Origin of the sequence: Curtobacterium aurantiacum (assembly GCF_018598555.1) — a bacterium.
Taxonomy (GTDB): domain Bacteria; phylum Actinomycetota; class Actinomycetes; order Actinomycetales; family Microbacteriaceae; genus Curtobacterium; species Curtobacterium aurantiacum.
On the sequence record NZ_JAHEWN010000015.1, the window covers coordinates 70,676 to 90,611 of the forward strand.

A 19,936-nucleotide genomic window follows, 5' to 3' on the forward strand; every position below is an offset into this window, starting at 1 on the left:
GCGGCCCTGCGGCGCCGCGCCGCGTCTACGGGGTGTCGGAGGGGTGCTCGGTGACGATCTGCAGCTCTGGGCGCTTGGCGGACACCCCGTCGCCGGACGAGGTGTGCTTGATGCGCCGGACCACCCACGGCACCAGGTACTCCTTCGCCCAGCCGAGGTCCTCGGCGCGGGCCTCGCGCCACGGTCGTGCCTCGAGGGGGTCCGGGTTGAACGGTTCGAGCCCGTGCGGCACCCCGAGGGTGTCGAGCACCGCGGCGGCGATCGTCGCGTGGCCCATCGGGGAGTGGTGCAGCCGGTCGGGGGCCCACATCCGCGGGTCCCGGAGCACGCGGAGTGCCCACGTGTTCGCCACCAGGGCACCGTGCTTCAGGGCGATGGCGTGCAGGTTCTCGTTGTAGATCGCCGTCTTGCCGCGGACCATGCCGAGCACCGGGGTCATCCCGACGTCCGGGCCGGTGAACAGCACGACGGTCGCACCGTCGCGCCGCAGGTCGGCCACCATGCGGTCGACGCGCTCGGCGAGCTCGTCCGGGTCCGAGCCGGGGCGGATGATGTCGTTGCCGCCGGCGGACACCGTGATGAGATCCGGGTGCAGGGCGATGGCGGCCTCCACCTGCTCGTCGATGATCTGCTGCAGCAGCCGACCGCGGATCGCGAGGTTCGCGTAGGCGAAGTCGTCGGTCTGGTGCGCGAGCACCTCGGCCACACGGTCCGCCCAGCCGCGGTTGCCGCCCGGGACGGTGGGGTCGGGGTCGCCGATCCCCTCGGTGAACGAGTCACCGATCGCGACGTACCTGGTCCACGGATGACGATCTGACACGACCCGGACCCTAGTCTCGTGGCATGACGAAGGCCAACACGGATGCCGTCGGCTGGTCGGTGCCCGACGAGCTGCTCGACCGCATCGCCGAGCGCGCCCCCGGGTACGACGCCGCGAACGCGTTCTGCACCGAGGACCTCGATGAGCTCCGCGCCGCCAGCTACCTGCGGATCGGTGTCCCCGTCGAGCAGGGCGGGGCGGGCCTCGGCCTCCGTGGCACCGCTCGGGTGCAGCGCGCCCTCGCCCAGGCCGCGCCGGCGACGGCACTCGGCCTCGGCATGCACCAGGTGTGGGTGCAGGCGGCCCGCGCCGTGCGTGCGCGAGGCGAGTCGTTCCTCCAGGCCGTCACCGACCACGCTGCGGACGACCACCTGCTCGCCTTCGGGGTGAGCGAACCCGGCAACGACTCCGTGCTGTTCGACTCGACGACGACGGCGGAGCCGGACGGCGACGGCGGGTACCGGTTCACCGGGACGAAGGTCTTCACGTCCCTGGCCCCGGCGTGGGACGTCATGAGCGTCTTCGGGAAGGACGCCTCGGGGCCGGAGCCACGGCTCGTGCACGGGTTCGTCCTGCGGTCGGACGGCGACGTCGAGCACCTGGACGACTGGGACACGCTCGGGATGCGGGCGACGCAGAGCCGCACCACGAAGCTGCACGGCGTGCACGTCCCCGCCGACCGCATCGTCCGGTCGCTACCGGTCGGGCCGAACCAGGACCCGCTCGTGTTCGGCATCTTCGCGTCGTTCGAGCTCCTCATCGCGTCGGTGTACGCCGGCGTCGCGGAGCGGGCGATCGCGCTCGCGGCGACCGCCGTGGCGGGTCGCACCGCGGCCGACGGAACCCCGCGGTCGCAGGACCCCGACGTGCGCCGGGCGATCGCCGACCTGCGCGGCGCGGTCGACGCGATCACGCTGCAGGTCGACTCGCTAGCGCGGTCGGTCGACGAGCTCGACGACCTCGGAGCCCGCTGGTTCCCGCTGCTCGTCGGGACCAAAGCGCGCGCGGTGGACACGGCGCAGCACGTCGTGGACGAGGCCATGCGCGTCGTCGGCGGCTCGGCGTTCCGGTCGTCGAGCGAGCTGGCGCGGCTGGCGCGGGACGTCCGGGCGGGGCAGTACCACCCGTCGTCGCGCGACTCGGCGGCGCGGACGATCGCCGCGTCGGTGCTCGGCCCGCTCGGCTGAGCGCCGCGCGCCGCCTGCCGCCTGGTGCCTGCCGCCTCGTGCGAGGTTGGCGTGGCGGCGCACGGTGCGGAGTTCGTCGGCCGGTGCGAGCTTGCCCGCTCGGTGCGGCCTTGTGGCGCCGCACGGTGCAACCAACTCGGCACCGAGTTGCGAAGGGCGCACGGTGCGATGGGCGCGACGGCGTCGTGGCGTGGCGGCGCACGGTGCCGAGTCCGTCGGCCGGTGCGAGCTTGCCCGCTCGGTGCGGCCTTGTGGCGCCGCACCGTGCAACCAACTCGGCACCGAGTTGCGAAGGGCGCACGGTGCGGCGGGGGGCGAGCAACCCGCACGACGAGACGAACCTCGCACCGTGCGGACTCGAACGAGCCCCGGCGCGGCGATGTCGGCGGCGCCTGGCATCATCTCGGTGTGAGCAAGCAGGACGGACGGAACCGCCTCGTCTCCGACGCACCGGTGGACGACGTCTCGGCGACCGTGCTGCACGTCGACATGGACGCCTTCTTCGCCTCCGTCGAGCTGCTCGACCGCCCCGACCTGGTGGGGCTGCCGGTCATCGTCGGCCACGACTCCGACCGGTCGGTGGTCACCGCCGCCACGTACGAAGCCCGTCGCTACGGGGTCAACTCCGCGATGCCGATGGCCGTCGCCAAGCGCCGCTGCCCGAACGCCGTCATCGTGGAGCCGCACTTCGAGAAGTACCGGGCGAAGTCCGCCGCGGTGATGGCGATCTTCGACCGGTTCACGCCCCGGGTCGAGCGCCTCGGCATCGACGAGGCGTTCCTCGACGTCGCCGGCGCCCTCCGGCTGTACGGCACGCCGTGGCAGATCGGACAGGCGATCCGTCGCACGGTCTTCGCCGAGACCGGTCTGCACTGCTCGGTCGGTGCGGCGTCCACCAAGTTCGTGGCGAAGCTCGCCTCCAGCCGGTCGAAGCCGGACGGCCTGCTCGTCGTCCCCGCCGCCGACACCGTCGCGTTCCTCCACCCGCAGCCGGTCTCCGCGCTCTGGGGCGTCGGCGGCAAGACGCAGGAGACCCTCGAACGTCGGGGCATCCGCACCGTCGGTGACCTGGCGAACACGCCGCTCGGTTCCCTGGTGTCGGCACTCGGACCGGCCGGCGGCCAGCGCCTGCACGACCTGTCCTGGGGCCGCGACCCCCGCGTGGTCGACACCGGCGTCGGCGAGAAGTCCATCGGGCACGAGGTCACGTTCGGCCGCGACCTGACCGAGCGCGACGACGTCGCCCGCGAACTCCTGCGCCTCGCCGACAAGGTGGCCGTCCGCCTGCGCCAGGCCGACGTGCAGGCCCGGACCGTGGCGCTCAAGGTCCGCTACACCGACTTCACCACGCTCACCCGTTCCCGCACCCTGGCGGAACCCACTGACGTCGCGAAGCGCCTGCACCGCGAAGCCGTCGAGCTGTACGACGTGCTGCACCGACCCGGCAACCAGATCCGCCTGATCGGGGTGCGCGGCGAGAACCTCGTACCCGCGGCCGCGAGCAACGCCCTGTGGGACGACGACGCGCCGTGGCGCGACACCGAGACCACGGTCGACGCGGTCGCCGCACGCTTCGGCGCGGGCGTGCTGCGACCGGCATCCCTCGTCCGCCGGACCCCCGACGGCGGCGTCCCGCACGCCCGGCAGGACTGACGGTGGCGGTAGAATCGGGTTCAGTGAGCGCAGCGGAGTACGAAGACCAGCAGCCCGCCACGCTGTGGGCGGAGTCGGGTGACGACCAGTCCGGCGCAGGCGGATCGTCGTCGACGCACGACGACACGCACGCGCACCAGGCCCAGGCGCACCAGAGCCAGGCGCACCAGAGCCAGGCGCAGTCGCCCGGTGACGCCGCCCGTGACGAAGCCGACGCCGCGGCCCTCGCCGAAGCGGCCGGCAACTCGGCCGTCCAGCACCTCTCGCCGGCGTTCCCGGACCGCGCCGCCTGGGGCACGGCCTCGAAGCTCCGTGCCTGGCAGATCGAAGCGCTGACGAAGTACTTCGAGAAGGAACCCCGCGACTTCCTCACCGCCGCCACCCCCGGCGCCGGCAAGACCACGTTCGCGCTGCGGCTCGCGACGGAGCTCCTCGCCCGCGGCACGGTCGACCGCATCGTCGTCGTCGCACCGACCGAGCACCTGAAGCGCCAGTGGGCCGACTCCGCCGACCGCGTCGGCATCCGGATCGACCCGATGTTCAAGAACGGCGACGGGATGTTCGGCCGGCACTACCAGGGCGTCGCGATCACGTACGCCCAGGTCGGCATGAACCCCGAGGTGCACAAGCGCATCACCGAGGGCGGCCGCACCCTGGTCGTCCTCGACGAGGTCCACCACGGCGGCGACGCCCTGACCTGGGGTGACGGCATCAGGGAGGCGTTCTCCGGCGCCACCCGTCGGCTGTCGCTGTCGGGGACCCCGTTCCGGTCCGACACCGCACCGATCCCGTTCGTGCAGTACGCCCCCGACGAGCAGGGGATCCGCACCTCGATCTCCGACTACAACTACGGCTACGGCCGTGCCCTGAAGGACGGCGTCGTCCGGCCGGTGCTGTTCATGGCCTACGCGGGCCAGATGCGTTGGAAGACCCGGATGGGCGACGAGATGTCGGCGTCCCTCGGTGAGCAGGTGACGAAGGACATCACGGCCCAGGCCTGGCGCACGGCGCTGTCACCCGAGGGCGAGTGGATGCCCGCCGTGCTCTCCGCGGCCGACAAGCGCCTGACCGAGGTCCGGCGCGGTGTCCCCGACGCCGGGGGCCTGGTCATCGCCACCGACACCACCACGGCGCGCGCCTACGCCCGGATCCTGCAGCAGATCACCGGGGAGCGCCCCACGGTCGTGCTCTCCGACGAGGCCGCCGGGTCGAGCCGCATCAGTGCGTTCGCCGACGACACCTCGCGCTGGATGGTCGCCGTCCGCATGGTGTCCGAAGGCGTCGACGTCCCTCGGCTGTGCGTCGGCGTCTACGCGACGAGCGCGAGCACGCCGCTGTTCTTCGCCCAGGTCATCGGCCGCTTCGTGCGTGCCCGGCGCCGCGGTGAGACCGCGAGCGTGTTCCTGCCGAGCGTCCCCGGTCTGATGGCCCTCGCCGCCACCCTCGAGCTCGAGCGCGACCATGCGCTCGACCGGCCGAAGGACGCCGACGACGGCCTCTACAACCCCGAAGACGCGATGGTCGCCGAGGCCAACAAGGAAGACCGCGCGTCCGAGAGCCTGCTCGAGGTCCAGCCGTTCGAGGCGCTCGACTCGCAGGCGTCCTTCGACCGGGTCCTCTACGACGGCGGCGAGTTCGGCACCGGTGGCGAGGTCGGTTCCCTCGAGGAGCTCGACTTCATCGGCATCCCCGGGCTGCTCGAACCCGACCAGGTGCGCGACCTGCTCCGTGCCCGGCAGGCCACGCAGGCCAAGCGCTCCAAGGGCCGCACGGTCAAGGACGGCCTGCCGAAGGCGCCCGAGCCCGACCGCCCGATGTACATGACGATCAAGGAGCAGCGCACCGAGCTCGCACGGCTCGTGTCGATCTGGTCCCGGCACTCGAACGAACCGCACGGATCGATCCACGCCGAACTCCGGCGCATCAGCGGTGGCCCGGCCGTTGCTCAGGCGAGCATCGAGCAGATCCAGAAGCGCATCGACATCCTGCGCTCCCGCATCGGCGGCCGACGGTGACCGCCGCGTGATCGAGCCCGTCGACGATCGCACCTGGTACGTCAAGCGCGACGCCGAAGCCTCGCCCGAGGCGATCATCGACCGCTTCGGCGGCGGCTACCGACTGCGTCGATTCTCGCTCACAGAGTCCCGACGCACCGCGCACGGGGTGTTCACGGGCCCCGAACTGGCCGAGACCGCGTGGTGGCGGCTCCGCGACAGGCCGCGGAACTCATGACGCGCCAAGCCAAAGTCCGGTAGACCGGAGGAATGGCAGACTCGATCCCTCACGTCCTCGTCCTCGGCGGCGGCTCCGCTGGCTACACCACGGTCAAGCAGCTCCAGAAGCACGCGGCCACGGTGCCCATGCGGATCACGCTCGTGGACCAGAACACCTACTACACGTACCTGCCGTTCCTGCCCGAGGTCGCCGGTGGCCACATCGCGCCGAAGGACGTCACCGTCGAGCTGCGCCGTGCGCTCCGCAAGACCCGCGTCATCCAGGGCAAGGTCACGGGGATCTCGTCGGCGGACAAGACCGTGTCGATCGCGACCGCCGGCGGCGACGACCGCACCCTGGGCTACGACCACCTCGTCGTCGCCCTCGGTTCCGTCACCCGCACCTTCCCGACCCCCGGACTCGAGGAGTACGGCGTCGGCTTCAAGAGCGTCGAAGAGGCCGCCTACGTGCGCGCCAAGCTCCTCGACAACATCGCGAAGGCCGCAGCCACCCGTGACGAGGACGAGCGTCGCCGCCTGCTGACGAGCGTCTTCGTCGGCGGTGGCTACACCGGCGTCGAGGCGATCGGCGAGCTGTTCGACGTCTCGCAGGCCGCCATCAAGACCTACCCGTCGCTGGCTGGCGAGCAGCCCCGCTGGGTGCTCATCGACGCGCTCGACCGCGTCGCGCCCGAGGTCGGCCCGGAGCTGTCGAAGTGGACCCTCGAGTCGCTCCGCGCCCGTGGCATCGACGTCCGCCTGAAGACCACCATGCCGAGCGCCGAGGGCGGTGTCGTCAAGTTCTCCGACGGCGACGAGTTCGCCACCGGCCTGCTCGTCTGGACCGCCGGCGTCAAGCCGAACCCGCTCCTCGACGCCTCCGACCTGCCGCGTGGGCCGAAGGGCCACCTCGCCGCGAACGCGAAGCTCCAGGTCGAGGCCGAGGACACCCACGAGGTCGTGGAGGGCGTCTGGGGCCTCGGCGACGTGGCGCAGGTGCCCGACCTGACCGCCGACAAGCAGCCGGCGTTCTACCCGCCGAACGCGCAGAACGCCGTCCGTCAGGCCGTCGTGGCCGCCGACAACATCGTCGCGACGATCACCGGCAAGCCGCTCGAGGAGTACCGCCACCCGTCCATCGGCACCGTCGCGTCGTACGGTGTGGGCAAGGGTGCCGCGAACATCAAGGGCATCAAGATGACGAACCTGTTCGCGTGGCTCGCGCACCGCGCGTACCACGTGTACGCGATGCCGACCCTGAACCGGAAGGCCCGCATCATCATCGGCTGGATCACCGGCGCCGTGTCGGGTCGCGACGCGACCTCGCTCATCAAGGAAACCGACCCGCGACGCAACTTCGTCGAAGCTTCCAAGAGCTAGACGCACCCACAGATCGGACGGGAGGCGCGGTGCCAGCTGGCACCGCGCCTCCCGTCCGTCTGTGCGGACGCCCACCGCTTGTCCGCCATCTGCGGTCCTGTGTCCGTTGCAACGTGGCGCGCGCCAGCGTGGACGCGACGAACGAGAGGAGCGTCCATGCGCGCCATGACGTACCGCGGCCCGTACCGGGTCCGCGTCGAGGAGAAGCCGGACCCCCGGATCGAACACCCGAACGACGCCGTGATCCGCGTCGAGCGCGCAGCGATCTGCGGGTCCGACCTGCACCTGTACCACGGCATGATGCCCGACACCCGCGTCGGTCACACGTTCGGCCACGAGTTCATCGGGGTCGTCGAGCAGGTCGGATCGTCAGTGGAGACGCTGAGCGTGGGGGACCGGGTGATGGTCCCGTTCCACATCTCGTGCGGGACCTGCTGGTTCTGCGCCCGTGGCCTGTTCACGAACTGCCACAACGTGAACCCGAACGCCACCGCGGTCGGCGGCATCTTCGGGTACTCGCACACCACCGGCGGCTACGACGGCGGGCAGGCGGAGCGCGTGCGTGTGCCGTTCGCCGACGTCGGTCCGCAGGTGATCCCGGACTGGCTCGACGACGACGACGCCCTGATGATGACCGACGCCCTCGGCACCGGGTACTTCGGGGCGCAGCTGGCGTCGATCCGCGAGGGTGACACCGTCGTCGTGCTCGGTGCCGGGCCGGTCGGCCTGTTCGCGGCGAAGTCGGCGTGGCTCATGGGTGCCGGCCGGGTGATCGTCATCGACCAGTTCGAGTACCGGCTCGAGAAGGCGCGGACCTTCGCGCACGCCGAGACGATCAACTTCGCCGAGGTCGACGACGTCGTGCTCGAGATGAAGAAGCAGACGGACTTCCTGGGTGCGGACAGCGTGATCGACGCCGTCGGTGCCGAGGCCGACGGCAACTTCCTGCAGCAGGTCACCGCGAGCAAACTCAAGCTGCAGGGTGGCTCACCGGTCGCGCTGAACTGGGCGATCGACGGTGTCCGCAAGGGCGGCACGGTGTCCGCGATGGGCGCCTACGGGCCGATCCCGAACCTGGTGAAGTTCGGCGACGCGATGAACAAGGGCGTCACGATCCACATGAACCAGGCACCCGTGAAGCGGCAGTGGCCCCGCCTGCTCGAGCACATCCGAGCCGGACACCTCAAGCCGAGCGACATCATCACGCACCGCATCCCGCTCGAGCACATCGCCGAGGGGTACCACCTGTTCTCGTCGAAGCTCGACGACTGCATCAAGACCGTCATCGTCCCGTGAAGGAGCGCACCGTGTCCGACGACACCCCCTACGTCGCCGATCCGCCCCGCCGGGTGCCGTCGGCCGACGAACTCCGTGCCCGCATCCCCGGGTGGGGGAGTGACCTCGACCTCGAGAACCGTCCCTCGGTGCCGAAGCTGTCCCGCGAGGCGGGTTCGGCCACCGGCGCGCACTGGGAGGTCCCGCCGCAGCAGGACGGCGCGGACGGCCGTGAGCGCTCGATCGAGCACGCCCACGTGACGCCGGTGTTCGGCACCGCGCAGCCCCTGCACGGCGTCGCCGGGATCGTCCGGCGGTACGCCTACCGCCGGTTCAGCGAGGGGCGCCTCGCGCACTGGATGCTGCTCGTCGTCGGCGATCGCCTGGACGTGGCGACGCACCGGGTGACCGACGCGTTGCGAGGCCGGCCGGACCGGGTGATCAGCGAGACCGGCGTCGCGGCGGAGCGTGGGAAGCACCCGGTGGCGTCGCGCCTCGGTTCGAGTCGGCGGGACTGGCGGCACCAGGTGCTCGACCCCGTCGTCGCGAACTGGGGATGGCTGGCGGCCCTCGGTGCGGTCGTGCTGGTGGTGCGGCGGGTGCGGCGCTCGCGCTGACCGCGCGCGGTGCGGCGTTGCCCACTCGGTGAGACCTTCTTCCGTCACACGGAGTGCGCAACGTCGCACCGGCCCGCGACGCGCGCACGTTCCGGCCTGGAGGCGCGCTGCGGCCCCGCCCCGCGCCTCCAGTCCGCACGCGCCACGTCCACGGCTCGCACGAAGCGACGTGGCGCCCGTACCGCCCCGAGCGCAGCGAGGTGGCGCCGGCGTGGATCGCCCTGAGCGCAGCGAGGTGGCGCGCCCGGCGTGGATCGCCCTGAGCGCAGCGAAGTGGCGACCCAGAGGCGGTGACGCCCCGAGCGCAGCGATGGCGGCACTCGCCGGGAAGACACAACAGAAAATGCCCCCCGACCGAAAGGTCAGGGGGCACGCATTTCCTGTGTCCGAGAGGGGACTTGAACCCCTACGCCCTAATACGGGCACTAGCACCTCAAGCTAGCGCGTCTACCAATTCCGCCACCCGGACAGGGTGTCTGGTGTCTGTTTCCCGGGTTGAACCCGGCGTTCCTGCCGAGAGAAGACACTAGCACGGGTCTGAACGCGCGATGAACACGGCCGCGCATCCCGGGCGAGTCCCGCGCGTCCGGTCCCGGCGATGGGGTCGGTGCCGACCGATACCGTGGAGCCATGACGAACCCGGAGCCGTCCGAGCCGCAGTCCGTGCCCGAGCTCGAGGCCACGGCGGCGATCGCCCGAGACCTCATCCGCATCGACACGACGAACTGGGGCGAGGGGAAGTCCCGCGGCGAGACCGAGGCGGCGCACTACGTCGAGGACAAGCTCCGCGCGCTGGGCCTCGAGCCGCAGCTGTTCGAGTCCGAGCCGGACCGCGTGAGCGTGGTGGCACGGGTGCCCGGCCGCAACCGTGACAAGCCGGCGCTGGTGGTGCACGGGCACCTCGACGTGGTGCCGGCCGACCCGGCGAACTGGACGGTCGACCCGTTCGGCGGGGTGGTCAAGGACGGTTCGCTGTGGGGCCGCGGCGCCGTGGACATGAAGAACATGGACGCGATGATGCTCACGTCGCTGGCCGACGTCGTCGAGCAGCACGGTGCGCCGGAGCGCGACCTGGTGATCGCGTACTTCGCCGACGAGGAAGCCGGGGGAGTCCTCGGCTCGCACCACGTGGTCGACCAGCACCCCGAGGTGTTCGCGGGGGCGACGGCGGCGATCAGCGAGGTCGGCGGGTACTCGATCACCCTCGGCGATCGCCGCGCCTACCTGCTGCAGACCGGTGAGAAGGCGCTCATGTGGGTGAAGCTCGTCGCGCGCGGCACCGCCGCACACGGCTCGCACGTGATCCGAGACAACGCCGTGACGAAGCTCGCGGCCGCCGTCGCCCGGATCGGCAGCGAGGAGTGGCCCGTCCGGCTCTCGGCCACGACGGACGCGATGGTGGCCGAGGTCGCACGGTTCCTCGGGGTCGACCCGACGGTGACGGGTCCGGACGAGGTCGCACTGGCCACCGGGTCGGCGTCGCGGTTCATCCACGCGGCCCTGCACACCACGTCGAACCCGACGGTGCTGACCGCCGGCTACAAGCACAACGTCATCCCCGACACCGCCGAGGCCCTGGTGGACATCCGGTGCCTGCCGGGCGACGAGGAGTCCGTGCTCGAGCGGGTGCGGGAGCTCGCCGGACCCGACGTCGAGGTGGTCATGTCGTTCCGCGACATCGGCCTCGAGCAGGACTTCGGTGGCCCGCTGGTCGACGCCGTCCGCGACGTCCTCGGCCGGCACGACCCGGGCGCTCCGGTCCTGCCGTACCTGCTGTCCGGCGGCACCGACAACAAGGCGCTCTCGACGCTCGGCATCGCGGGGTACGGGTTCGTGCCGCTGCAGCTGCCGGCCGGCGTCGACTTCCCCGCGATGTTCCACGGCGTGGACGAGCGGGTGCCGCTCGACTCGCTGGCGTTCGGTCGGCGGGTCCTGGGTGACCTGCTCGCCACGTACTGATATTGTTCATGGTCGCCGTCGTGGCGGTGCCCTGACCGACCTCCCCTGAAAGGCCCGTGCGATGCACATCCTCGAGGCGATCTTCCTCGGCTTCGTCCAGGGGCTCACCGAGTTCCTGCCCGTGTCCTCCAGCGCGCACCTGCGCATCGTCGGGCTCTTCCTGCCCGACGCGAAGGATCCGGGAGCGGCCTTCACCGCGGTGACGCAGCTCGGCACCGAGACCGCGGTGCTCATCTACTTCTGGAAGGACATCACCCGGATCATCGGGCGGTGGTTCCGGTCGGTGGTCAAGCGTGACGTCCCGAAGGGCGACCCCGACGTCCGCCTCGGGTGGTTGGTGATCCTCGGCACGATCCCCATCGGCATCGCCGGGCTCCTGCTCAAGGACTCGATCGAGACCACGTTCCGCTCACTCTGGATCGTCGCGATCGTGCTCGTCGTGTTCGGCGTCGTGCTCGGGGTGCTCGACCGTGTCGGGCGCAAGGAGCGGCGGATCGAGCAGATGACCTTCCGCGGTGGGCTGCTCATCGGCCTGGCGCAGATGCTCGCCCTGGTACCCGGCGTCTCCCGCTCGGGTGCGACCGTGTCGATGGGTCTCGCGCTCGGGTACACCCGTCCCGCGGCCGCGCGGTTCGCGTTCCTGCTCGCGATCCCGGCGGTGTTCCTGTCCGGCTTCTACGAGGCCGCGACGAGCCTCGGCGACCACGGTTCGCCGTTCGGCCTCGCCGACACGCTCATCGCCACCGTCGTCGCGTTCGTGGTCGGGTTCGTCGTGATCGCCGCGTTCATGAACTACATCAGCAAGCGCAGCTTCATGCCCTTCGTGGTCTACCGGATCGCACTCGGTATCGTGCTCATCGTGTTGTTGTCGCTCGGAGTGATCCAGCCGTGAGGGCCTGGCAGGCCCCATCCGTCCCCGACGTCCCCGGCGCCGCGCCCCGACCGGTCGTGCACGACACCGCCACGGGCAAGCCCGTGGACCCGGCCCGTGACGAGGACCGCGCCGCGCTGTACGTCTGCGGGATCACCCCGTACGACGCCACGCACCTCGGCCACGCGGCGACCTACCTGGCGTTCGACACCCTCGGCCGTGCCTGGCGCGACGCCGGGCTCGACGTCGAGTACGCGCAGAACGTCACCGACGTGGACGACCCGCTGCTCGAGCGTGCCGCACGTGACGGTGTGGACTGGCGGGCCCTGGCTGCGGAACAGGTCGACCTGTTCCGCCGTGACATGGAGTCCCTGCGGATCCTGCCGCCCGACGACTTCGTGGCCGTCACCGACGAGGTCGAGCGCGTCGCAGAGGCCGTCTCGTTCCTCCAGGAGACCGGCTACGCCTACGAGGTCCCCACCGGCGACGCCGAGGGCGACGACCTGTACTTCGACGTGAACCGCCCGACCGACGCGTGGACCCTCGGCGACGAGAGCGGACTCGACCGCGAGACGATGCTCGCCCTCGCGGCCGAGCGCGGCGGCGACCCGGAACGCCCCGGCAAGCGCGACCCGCTCGACCCGCTGCTGTGGCGTGCCGCCCGCGACGGTGAGCCGAGCTGGGACACCGAGATCGGCCCCGGACGCCCCGGCTGGCACATCGAGTGCAGCGTCATCGCCGGCGACCGACTCGGCCTGCCGATCAGCGTGCAGGGCGGCGGGAGCGACCTCGTGTTCCCGCACCACGAGATGAGTGCCGGGCACGCCGCGGCCCTCGCACACCAGCCCCTCGCGAACGCGTTCGTGCACACCGGCATGATCGCCTACCAGGGCACGAAGATCTCCAAGTCGCTCGGCAACCTCGTCACCGTGCGCGGACTGCTCGACGACGGTGCGGACCCCCGGGCGATCCGGCTCGCGCTGCTGTCGCACAAGTACTCCGACGACTGGGAGTGGTTCGACACCGAACTGACGAGCGCCGAGACGCGGCTCGCCGGCTGGGACGCCTGGGCCTCCGGAGCGGCGGCGGGCCATGCCGACGACGCGGTCGACGTCGCGGCACGCATCCGCGCGCGGGTCTCCGACGACCTCGACACTCCCGGCGCCGTCGCCGCGGTCGACACCGCGATCGCCGGAGGCACGGCGTGCACGCCCGAGCTCGTGGACCTGATCGACGCGCTGCTCGGCATCCGTCTGGCCTGACCTCGCCCCACCGGCCGTCGCGCTGGCGCCGGAGGTGAGCGGGGTGTCGTGACCGTTCGCGAGTGGTCGCGACACGTCGGGTGCGTGCCGCCGAGGGGTCAGCAACCGTCGCCCGGGCGGGCCGCAGCTGACGGTTCATGACCACTGGGCGGAGGTGAGCGGGGTGTCGTGACCGCACGCCACGACGGACGGGAGGGCCGTGGCAGGCCCGGCCCGTGCCTCCCGTCCGCTGAATGGTCGCGACACGTCGCGTGCGTGCCGCCGAGGGGTCAGGAACCGTCGTCCGGGCGGGCCGCAACCGACAGTTCGCGCCCACTCGGCGGACGTGAGCGGGGTGTCGTGACCGTGACGGCTACTGCTGCGGCGGCTGCTGGGGCCGCCACGGCCCCTCGCCACCGGCGGTGCCGCCGTCCTTGCCGTCCTTGCGCTCACGACGGCGGAGGTACTGCTCGAACTCCTGCGCGATGGCGTCGCCCGAGGCCTCGGGGGAGTCGACCGTGTCGCGCGCCTGCTCCAGCTGCCCGATGTAGGACGCCATGTCCTCGTCGTCGGCGGCGAGGGCGTCGATGCCCTCTTCCCACTCGGTGGCGTCGTCGAGCAGCGTCCCGCGCGGCACCGTGACGTCGGTGAGCTCCTCGATCTTGTCGAGCAGCGAGAGCGTGGCCTTCGGCGAGGGCGAGTTGTGCACGTAGTGCGGCACCGACGCCCACAGTGACAGCGTGGTCAGCCCGGCCTTGTCCATCGCGTCGGCGAGGACCCCGAGGATGCCGGTCGGTCCCTCGTACGACGACCGGTCGACGTCGAAGGCGGCGCGGACGCCGGCGTTCTCGCTCGACACGAACACCGAGATCGGCCGGGTGTGCGGGACGTCGGCGAGCATCGCACCGACGAAGACGACGGCGTCGATCGAGTAGACGTCAGCCAGGTCGATGATCTCGGAGCAGAAGCCGCGCCAGGTGCGCGAGGGCTCCGGGCCGACGAGCACGAACACGTCGCGGTCGGTGGGGGAGCCGGTGGCGCCGATGACCGGGCGGCCCTCGGCGCCGGGACCGTGCAGCACGATCCGGGGCCACTGCACGCCCCGGTCGCCGTTCTCGTCGGTGCCGACGGTGGGCCGGTTGAACTGGTAGTCGACGTACCGCTCGCCGTCGAGTTCGCGCAGCTCGTCGAGCCCGAGGGACTCGACGATGCGCCGCGCCAGACCGCTCGCGGCCTCACCGGCGTCGTTCCAGCCCTCGAAGGCGACGACGAGCAAGCGACCGTCGCTGAAGGGGGAGTGCTGTGGCACGGAGCGGACCTCCTGGTGGTGGAGCGGAGCGGGCGGGGACGGACCCCCGGCCGGGCACGATTCAGGCATCCACTGTAGGCCCAGGGGGTGTCGGCGCACGCGCGCGTCCGCGCCCAGCGGAACGGCCCCGGTAGACTCGTCGCCCGTGACCGCGCATCCTCCTGCCCTCGTCCCGCCCGCAGCCGTGCTGTGGGACATGGACGGCACGATCGTCGACACCGAGCCGATCTGGCAGCGGTCCCAGGTCGACCTGACGAACCGGTACGGCGCCGAGTGGACGGAGGAGGACGGCCTGTCCCTCGTCGGCAGCGGCCTCGAACGCTCCGGCGAGCTCCTGCGTGCCAAGGGCGTCGACATGGAGGTCGAGGAGATCATCCAGTGGATGACCGACTACGTGATGGAGCACCTGCGCGCCGGTGAACTGCCGTGGCGTCCGGGTGCCCGTGAGCTCATCGAGGAGCTCCACGACCGCGGCATCCCGACCGCCCTGGTGACGATGTCCCGGCGCAAGATGGCGCTCGTCGCCGCCGAGGCCCTGGGCGAGCGCGGGTTCCGCGTCGTCGTGGCCGGCGACGACGTCGACCGCCCGAAGCCCTTCCCGGACGCCTACCTGTCCGCCGCCGCGCAGCTCGGCGTCGAGCCCACCGCGTGCGTCGCGATCGAGGACTCCGCCACCGGCGTCGCCTCGGCCGTCGCCTCCGGCGCCGTCACGATCGCCGTCGAGCACATCGTCCCGCTGTCCGAGATCGCCGGCGGGGACGTGCACCTGACCACCCTGGCGGGCGTCGACGTCGACCGCCTGGTCGAGTTGACGACGCCGGCCCTGGCCGCACGGGCTGCGCAGGCCGTGCCGGTGGGGAGAGGAGCGGTGCCGGACCCGGCGCACGCTGCGGACACCGAAGGGGTCACCCGATGAGCCACACCGACGACGCACGCGACGAGGCGGACGCGAGCAGCGCCTCCAGTCCGACCGCGGACCCGACCGCAGCGCTCCCGCACACCGCGGGCGGCGCACCGCACACGCCGCCGCGCGGCCCGTTCCGGGCCGGGGACCGCGTGCAGCTGACCGGTCCGAAGGGCAAGCTCACGACGCTGTCCCTCGAGACGGCCGGTGAGTACCACACGCACCGCGGGGTGCTCCGGCACGACGACGTGATCGGGCAGCCCGACGGCTCGGTCATCCGGGCGAGCACCGGTGACGAGTACCTCGCGCTCCGCCCGCTGCTCAACGACTACGTGATGTCGATGCCGCGCGGCGCCGCGATCGTCTACCCGAAGGACGCGGCGCAGATCGTGGCCTTCGCGGACGTCTTCCCCGGGGCCCGCGTGGTCGAGGCCGGCGTCGGCTCGGGGGCGCTGTCGCTGTTCCTGCTCCGCGCGATCGGCCCGACCGGGCAGCTGCAGTCGTTCGAGCGCCGCGAGGAGTTCGCGGCCATCGCGAAGGGCAACGTCGGCACCTTCCTCGGTGCCGTCCCGGACAACTGGTCGGTCACCGTCGGTGACCTGGTCGAGTCGCTGCCCGACGCGACGGAGCCGCAGAGCGTCGACCGCGTCGTGCTCGACATGCTCGCCCCGTGGGAGTGCGTCGACGCCGCCGCGGACGCACTCGTTCCCGGTGGGCTCATCGTCTGCTACGTCGCGACCGTCACCCAGCTGTCCCGCACGGCCGAGGCGATGCGCGACACCGGACGCTTCACCGACCCGATGCCGAGCGAGACTCTGGTGCGCACCTGGCACGTCGAGGGACTCGCCGTGCGCCCGGACCACCGCATGGTCGGGCACACCGGGTTCCTCATCACGGCACGACGCCTCGCCGACGGCACCGTGCTGCCGAACCTGAAGCGCCGCGCGGGCAAGGTCGAGTTCTCGGACGAGGACATCGAGGCCTGGACCCCCGGTGCCGTGGGCGAGCGGGCGACGAGCGACAAGAAGCTCCGCAAGGTGGCCCGGCAGTCGGCGGCGCAGGCGCGGAAGGTCGCGGCTGCCGAGGCCTCGTCGGTTGCCGATGCTGCTGCGGCGCCGTCGGATGCCGCCGAGTTGCCGTCGGATGCTGCCGAGTCGCCGTCCGATGCCGTCGCGGCTCCGTCCGGGGCCGTCGAGGACGAACGGTAGGCTGACGGCGTGCCCGTCCTGCATCGAACGGAAAGAGGGTCCGTGCGCACCATCCCCGCACTCCTGGTCACCATCGGTCTCGCGGTGTCCCTCACCGCCTGCGCCTCGAACGGTGCCGGCACCACGCCCTCGAGCTGTGCCGCTCCCGGTTCCGCGTCCGAAGCGGTGACCGCCACCGGCAAGTTCGGGTCAGAGCCGAAGATCACCGTGCCGAAGGGCCTGACCACCAAGGGCACCCAGGTGTCGGTGCTCACACAGGGCAACGGTCGCGCGATCGACGACGGCACCCCCGTCCTGGTCGAGTACACCCTGGTCGACGGCTCCACCGGCGAGGTCGCCCAGACCAGCGGGTACTCGGGCCAGACGGCCCCGATCACCGCCGGCGCGAGCAACTACGGCGCCCTCGGTGCCTCGCTGCAGTGCGCCCACGTCGGCGACCGCCTCGCGGTGGCCCTGCCGAAGAGTGCGCTGAGCAGCACCGGCGGCAGCAGCTCGTCCTCCGAGAAGACCGAGGACGCCGTGATCGCCGTCATCGACGTCAAGCGCGCGTTCGACGCCCGCGCCACCGGCACCCCGCAGCTCGCCGGCGACAAGATGCCCGCCGTGGTGCTCGCCCCCTCCGGTGCCCCCGGCATCACGATCCCGTCGTGGAGCGCCCCGAAGTCGAACGAGACGCACCTGCTCCGCAAGGGCGACGGCCGCGAACTCACCGCGAAGGACACCGCGGTCATCAAGTACACCGCGGTCACGTGGGGTGCCGACCCGTCCGTCGCCGGCTCGAGCTGGACCGACGGTTCCGGCGCGCAGGCCATCCCCCTCACCAAGGGCCAGATCGACGAGGGTGTCCGGAACGCCATCGTCGGGCACCGTGTCGGTGACCAGGTGCTGGCCGTCGTCAACCAGCAGGGGACCGCGTACGCGTACGTGATCGACGTCCTCGGAGCGATCTCGAGCTGACCTCGATCGACCGTCCACCGACCGCGGCGCGGGTGCACTCCGGTGCACCCGCGCTGCCGTAGGATCGGCTCGTGCCAGCGACCCGTGTGCCCCGTGTGCCCGCCGAGGAGCGGCTGTTCAGCCTCGTGCTCGCGCTGCTCTCGACGGAGTCCGGGCTGACCAAGGCCGAGATCCTGGCGAACGTGCAGGGCTACCGCCAGCGCTTCTCGCCCGGTGGCGACAACGCCTCGCTCGAGCGGCAGTTCGAACGCGACAAGGACGACGTCCGTGAGCTCGGCATCCCGCTCGAGACCATCGAGACACCGGGTTCCGCAGGCAACAACCAGACGCTGCGCTACCGGATCCCGAAGGGCGAGTACGACCTCCCCGAGGACGTCCGGTTCACGCCGGACGAGTCGGCCCTGCTGTCCCTGGCCGCGATGGCCTGGCGCGAGGGCGCACTGTCCGCCGACTCCCGCCGCGGCCTGCTCAAGGTGCGGTCTGCCGGCGCCGAGGACGACGACGGTGCCCTGCAGCTCGGGGTCGACGCCTACGCCCCACGGCTCCGCGCCCGCGACGCGGCGTTCGAACCGCTGCGCTCGGCGCTCGACCGCGGAGCCGCCGTGCGCTTCGACTACATCACCCCCGGGCAGCACGACGCCCGTCGACGTGCGGTCGCTCCGCTCGCCCTCGTGCAGCACGGCGGTCGCTGGATGCTCGCCGCGCACGAGTTCGCGACGGCTTCCGACAAGAACTACCTGCTGTCCCGCATCGTCGGACCGGTCACCCAGTACGAGGTCGGTCAGCACACGGCGCCGGTCGGCGCGGCGGAGCGGACCCTCGCCGAGCTCGAGCGGATCTGGGCCGAGCGCACCGCACGCATCGCCGTAACGCCCGGGTCCGACGCGGAACGCCGACTCACCCGCCGTCGCGACACCGAGACCGACGCAGACGGCTCACTCGTGCTGCACCACGTCGACCCGCAGATCCTCGCCGAGGAACTCGCTGCCTTCGGGCCCGAGGTCCGGGTCCTCGAGCCCGACGACCTCCGCTCCCGCGTCGAGGAACGGCTCCGCGCCCTCGTTCGCGACCACAGCGACGACGAGCGTGCCGCAGTCCCCGGAGAGGACCCCGCTCGTGGCTGACGCCCAACCGTTGCAGGCCCAGGACAAGCTCGCGTTCCTGCTCGCCCTCGTGCCGTACCTGATCGACCGCGAGCGCGTCTCGGTGGCCGAAGCGGCCCGGCACTTCGGCGTGCCCGAGGCCCGGATCCGCCGTGCCGTCGAACTCATCGCGGTGTCCGGCGTGCCCGGCGAGACGATGCAGTACCAGCACGGCGACCTGTTCGACATCGCCTGGGACGACTTCGACCAGAACGACATGATCGTGCTGACCAACCTCGTGGCGATCGACGACTCGCCCCGGCTGTCCGCCCGCGAGGCGTCGGCACTCATCGCCGGGCTGCAGTACCTGTCCGCGTTGCCCGAGGCCGCCGACCGTGACGCCATCCGCGCGCTCATGGCAAAGCTGTCCCGCGGTGCCGGGGGAGCGGCGTCGACCGTCGCCGTCGGGCAGGACCTGCACGACGTCGCGCTCGCCACCATCCGTCGTGCGATGTCCGATGGTCGGGGTCTCGTCTTCGAGTACGCCGGACCGCGCACCCAGGGCAGCACGCGTCGGGTCGACCCGCTCCGCGTCGAGTCGATCGACACCGACTGGTACCTCCGCGCATGGGACCTCGACCGGCAGGCGCTCCGGACGTTCCGGCTCGATCGCATGTCCGGGGCTCGCGTCGACGACCGCCCGGCCGAGAAGACGATCGACCAGGTCGTGATCCCGGACACCCTGTTCCAGCAGGCCGCCGACGACGTCATCGTCACGGTGGAGCTCGACTCGACCTCGCTGCCCCTGGTCGCCGACTTCCTGTCCGACACCGCCGACGCGCCCGACGACGATGGTCGTGTCCGCATCCGGCTCGCGGCGTCGCACGGGTTCGACGGCGTGGTCCGACTCGTCGCGGGGTTGCCCGGTCGCGCCGTGGTGCTCGACCCGCCCGCGGCCCGTGCCGCGGTGCGCGAATTCGCCGCCGCGGCCCTCGCCGCCGGCTGAGCGTCCGCCGCTGCGGCCCGTTCGAGCGCTGCGCGTTCCGGCCAGTACGCCCGTTCTGATCAGGTACGCCCGATCTCGCTCGGTGCGCGTCGGGTGCCTGGTTGTTCCGGGCGTACCTGGTGTGTTGATCCGACCAGGTACGCCCGATCTCACCCGGTGAGCGCCGTGTGCCTGGTCGTTCCGGGCGTACCTGGTGTGTTGATCCGACCCGGTACGCCCGATCTCGCCAGGTATGCCCGATCCCGCCCCTGTCT

The 19,936-nt window shown here is 71.7% G+C and carries 17 protein-coding genes and 1 tRNA gene; 15 read left to right on the top strand and 3 right to left on the bottom strand.

The window, feature by feature from the left end; genetic code table 11:
* Positions 1–25: 25 nt before the first annotated feature.
* The gene (locus KK087_RS13410) at positions 26–820 is read right to left on the bottom strand and encodes an SGNH/GDSL hydrolase family protein (protein ID WP_214529706.1); all 795 of its coding nucleotides are present in this window, start codon (positions 818–820) and stop codon (positions 26–28) included.
* Between the two features lie 23 nt (positions 821–843).
* Between KK087_RS13410 and KK087_RS13415 the strand changes: the two genes are divergently transcribed.
* The 7 genes from KK087_RS13415 (at position 844) to KK087_RS13445 (ending at position 9,145) form a co-directional block, all read left to right on the top strand.
* Entirely contained in the window at positions 844–2,007 is a 1,164-nt protein-coding gene (locus tag KK087_RS13415; protein ID WP_214565946.1) for an acyl-CoA dehydrogenase family protein, read from the top strand.
* A gap of 408 nt (positions 2,008–2,415) precedes the next feature.
* Complete coding sequence (gene dinB, locus KK087_RS13420) at positions 2,416–3,660, top strand: DNA polymerase IV (RefSeq protein ID WP_194621913.1); 1,245 nt, start codon at positions 2,416–2,418, stop codon at positions 3,658–3,660.
* Between the two features lie 23 nt (positions 3,661–3,683).
* Complete coding sequence (locus KK087_RS13425) at positions 3,684–5,675, top strand: DEAD/DEAH box helicase (RefSeq protein WP_214565948.1); 1,992 nt, start codon at positions 3,684–3,686, stop codon at positions 5,673–5,675.
* Positions 5,676–5,682: 7 nt separating this feature from the next.
* Positions 5,683–5,892: a hypothetical protein gene (locus KK087_RS13430; RefSeq protein ID WP_214545531.1), complete on the top strand. Its 210-nt coding sequence runs from the start codon at positions 5,683–5,685 to the stop codon at positions 5,890–5,892.
* Positions 5,893–5,924: 32 nt separating this feature from the next.
* Entirely contained in the window at positions 5,925–7,253 is a 1,329-nt protein-coding gene (locus tag KK087_RS13435) for an NAD(P)/FAD-dependent oxidoreductase (RefSeq protein WP_214529699.1), read from the top strand.
* Between the two features lie 156 nt (positions 7,254–7,409).
* Positions 7,410–8,549 (top strand): zinc-dependent alcohol dehydrogenase, encoded by a 1,140-nt coding sequence (locus tag KK087_RS13440; RefSeq protein ID WP_214565950.1) that lies wholly within the window; start codon positions 7,410–7,412, stop codon positions 8,547–8,549.
* 11 nt (positions 8,550–8,560) lie between these two features.
* Positions 8,561–9,145 carry a CxxCxxCC domain-containing protein gene (locus tag KK087_RS13445; protein ID WP_250901106.1) on the top strand — a complete coding sequence of 195 codons (585 nt, stop codon included), beginning with the start codon at positions 8,561–8,563 and terminating at the stop codon, positions 9,143–9,145.
* Positions 9,146–9,528: 383 nt separating this feature from the next.
* On the opposite strand, the gene KK087_RS13450 is transcribed toward KK087_RS13445, so the two are convergent.
* Positions 9,529–9,614, bottom strand: a tRNA-Leu gene (locus KK087_RS13450).
* Positions 9,615–9,775: 161 nt separating this feature from the next.
* Between KK087_RS13450 and KK087_RS13455 the strand changes: the two genes are divergently transcribed.
* The 3 genes from KK087_RS13455 to mshC all read left to right on the top strand — a co-directional run bounded on the left by KK087_RS13455 (position 9,776) and on the right by mshC (position 13,237).
* Positions 9,776–11,104, top strand: coding sequence for a M20/M25/M40 family metallo-hydrolase (locus tag KK087_RS13455; RefSeq protein WP_214529696.1), 1,329 nt, complete (start codon positions 9,776–9,778; stop codon positions 11,102–11,104).
* Positions 11,105–11,165: 61 nt separating this feature from the next.
* Positions 11,166–11,996, top strand: coding sequence for an undecaprenyl-diphosphate phosphatase (locus tag KK087_RS13460; RefSeq protein WP_214545532.1), 831 nt, complete (start codon positions 11,166–11,168; stop codon positions 11,994–11,996).
* Complete coding sequence (gene mshC / locus KK087_RS13465; RefSeq protein WP_214565952.1) at positions 11,993–13,237, top strand: cysteine--1-D-myo-inosityl 2-amino-2-deoxy-alpha-D-glucopyranoside ligase; 1,245 nt, start codon at positions 11,993–11,995, stop codon at positions 13,235–13,237. The genes KK087_RS13460 and mshC overlap by 4 nt, the downstream gene beginning before the upstream one ends.
* A 352-nt stretch (positions 13,238–13,589) precedes the next feature.
* Here mshC and KK087_RS13470 read toward each other — a convergent pair whose 3' ends face one another.
* Positions 13,590–14,525 carry a proteasome assembly chaperone family protein gene (locus KK087_RS13470; RefSeq protein WP_214529691.1) on the bottom strand — a complete coding sequence of 312 codons (936 nt, stop codon included), beginning with the start codon at positions 14,523–14,525 and terminating at the stop codon, positions 13,590–13,592.
* Positions 14,526–14,670: 145 nt separating this feature from the next.
* Between KK087_RS13470 and KK087_RS13475 the strand changes: the two genes are divergently transcribed.
* The 5 genes from KK087_RS13475 (at position 14,671) to KK087_RS13495 (ending at position 19,682) form a co-directional block, all read left to right on the top strand.
* Positions 14,671–15,441, top strand: coding sequence for an HAD family hydrolase (locus KK087_RS13475; protein ID WP_307860063.1), 771 nt, complete (start codon positions 14,671–14,673; stop codon positions 15,439–15,441).
* On the top strand, positions 15,438–16,637 hold the full coding sequence (locus tag KK087_RS13480) for a tRNA (adenine-N1)-methyltransferase (protein WP_214565954.1): 1,200 nt from the start codon (positions 15,438–15,440) through the stop codon (positions 16,635–16,637). Before KK087_RS13475 ends, KK087_RS13480 begins: the two co-directional genes overlap by 4 nt.
* 42 nt (positions 16,638–16,679) lie before the next feature.
* Positions 16,680–17,594 carry an FKBP-type peptidyl-prolyl cis-trans isomerase gene (locus KK087_RS13485; RefSeq protein ID WP_214545535.1) on the top strand — a complete coding sequence of 305 codons (915 nt, stop codon included), beginning with the start codon at positions 16,680–16,682 and terminating at the stop codon, positions 17,592–17,594.
* Positions 17,595–17,665: 71 nt separating this feature from the next.
* On the top strand, positions 17,666–18,718 hold the full coding sequence (locus KK087_RS13490) for a helix-turn-helix transcriptional regulator (RefSeq protein WP_214565964.1): 1,053 nt from the start codon (positions 17,666–17,668) through the stop codon (positions 18,716–18,718).
* A complete protein-coding gene (locus KK087_RS13495; RefSeq protein ID WP_214565967.1) occupies positions 18,711–19,682 on the top strand; it encodes a helix-turn-helix transcriptional regulator in 972 nt (323 codons plus the stop codon). The genes KK087_RS13490 and KK087_RS13495 overlap by 8 nt, the downstream gene beginning before the upstream one ends.
* Positions 19,683–19,936 lie beyond the last annotated feature (254 nt).

What these genes read in the sequence shown, in the direction of transcription:
- KK087_RS13415 (WP_214565946.1), top strand. Translation starts at nt 844, where the DNA reads ATGACGAAGGCCAACACGGATGCCGTCGGCTGGTCGGTGCCCGACGAG.
- KK087_RS13435 (WP_214529699.1), top strand. Translation starts at nt 5,925, where the DNA reads ATGGCAGACTCGATCCCTCACGTCCTCGTCCTCGGCGGCGGCTCCGCT.
- KK087_RS13440 (WP_214565950.1), top strand. Translation starts at nt 7,410, where the DNA reads ATGCGCGCCATGACGTACCGCGGCCCGTACCGGGTCCGCGTCGAGGAG.
- KK087_RS13455 (WP_214529696.1), top strand. Translation starts at nt 9,776, where the DNA reads ATGACGAACCCGGAGCCGTCCGAGCCGCAGTCCGTGCCCGAGCTCGAG.
- KK087_RS13460 (WP_214545532.1), top strand. Translation starts at nt 11,166, where the DNA reads ATGCACATCCTCGAGGCGATCTTCCTCGGCTTCGTCCAGGGGCTCACC.
- KK087_RS13480 (WP_214565954.1), top strand. Translation starts at nt 15,438, where the DNA reads ATGAGCCACACCGACGACGCACGCGACGAGGCGGACGCGAGCAGCGCC.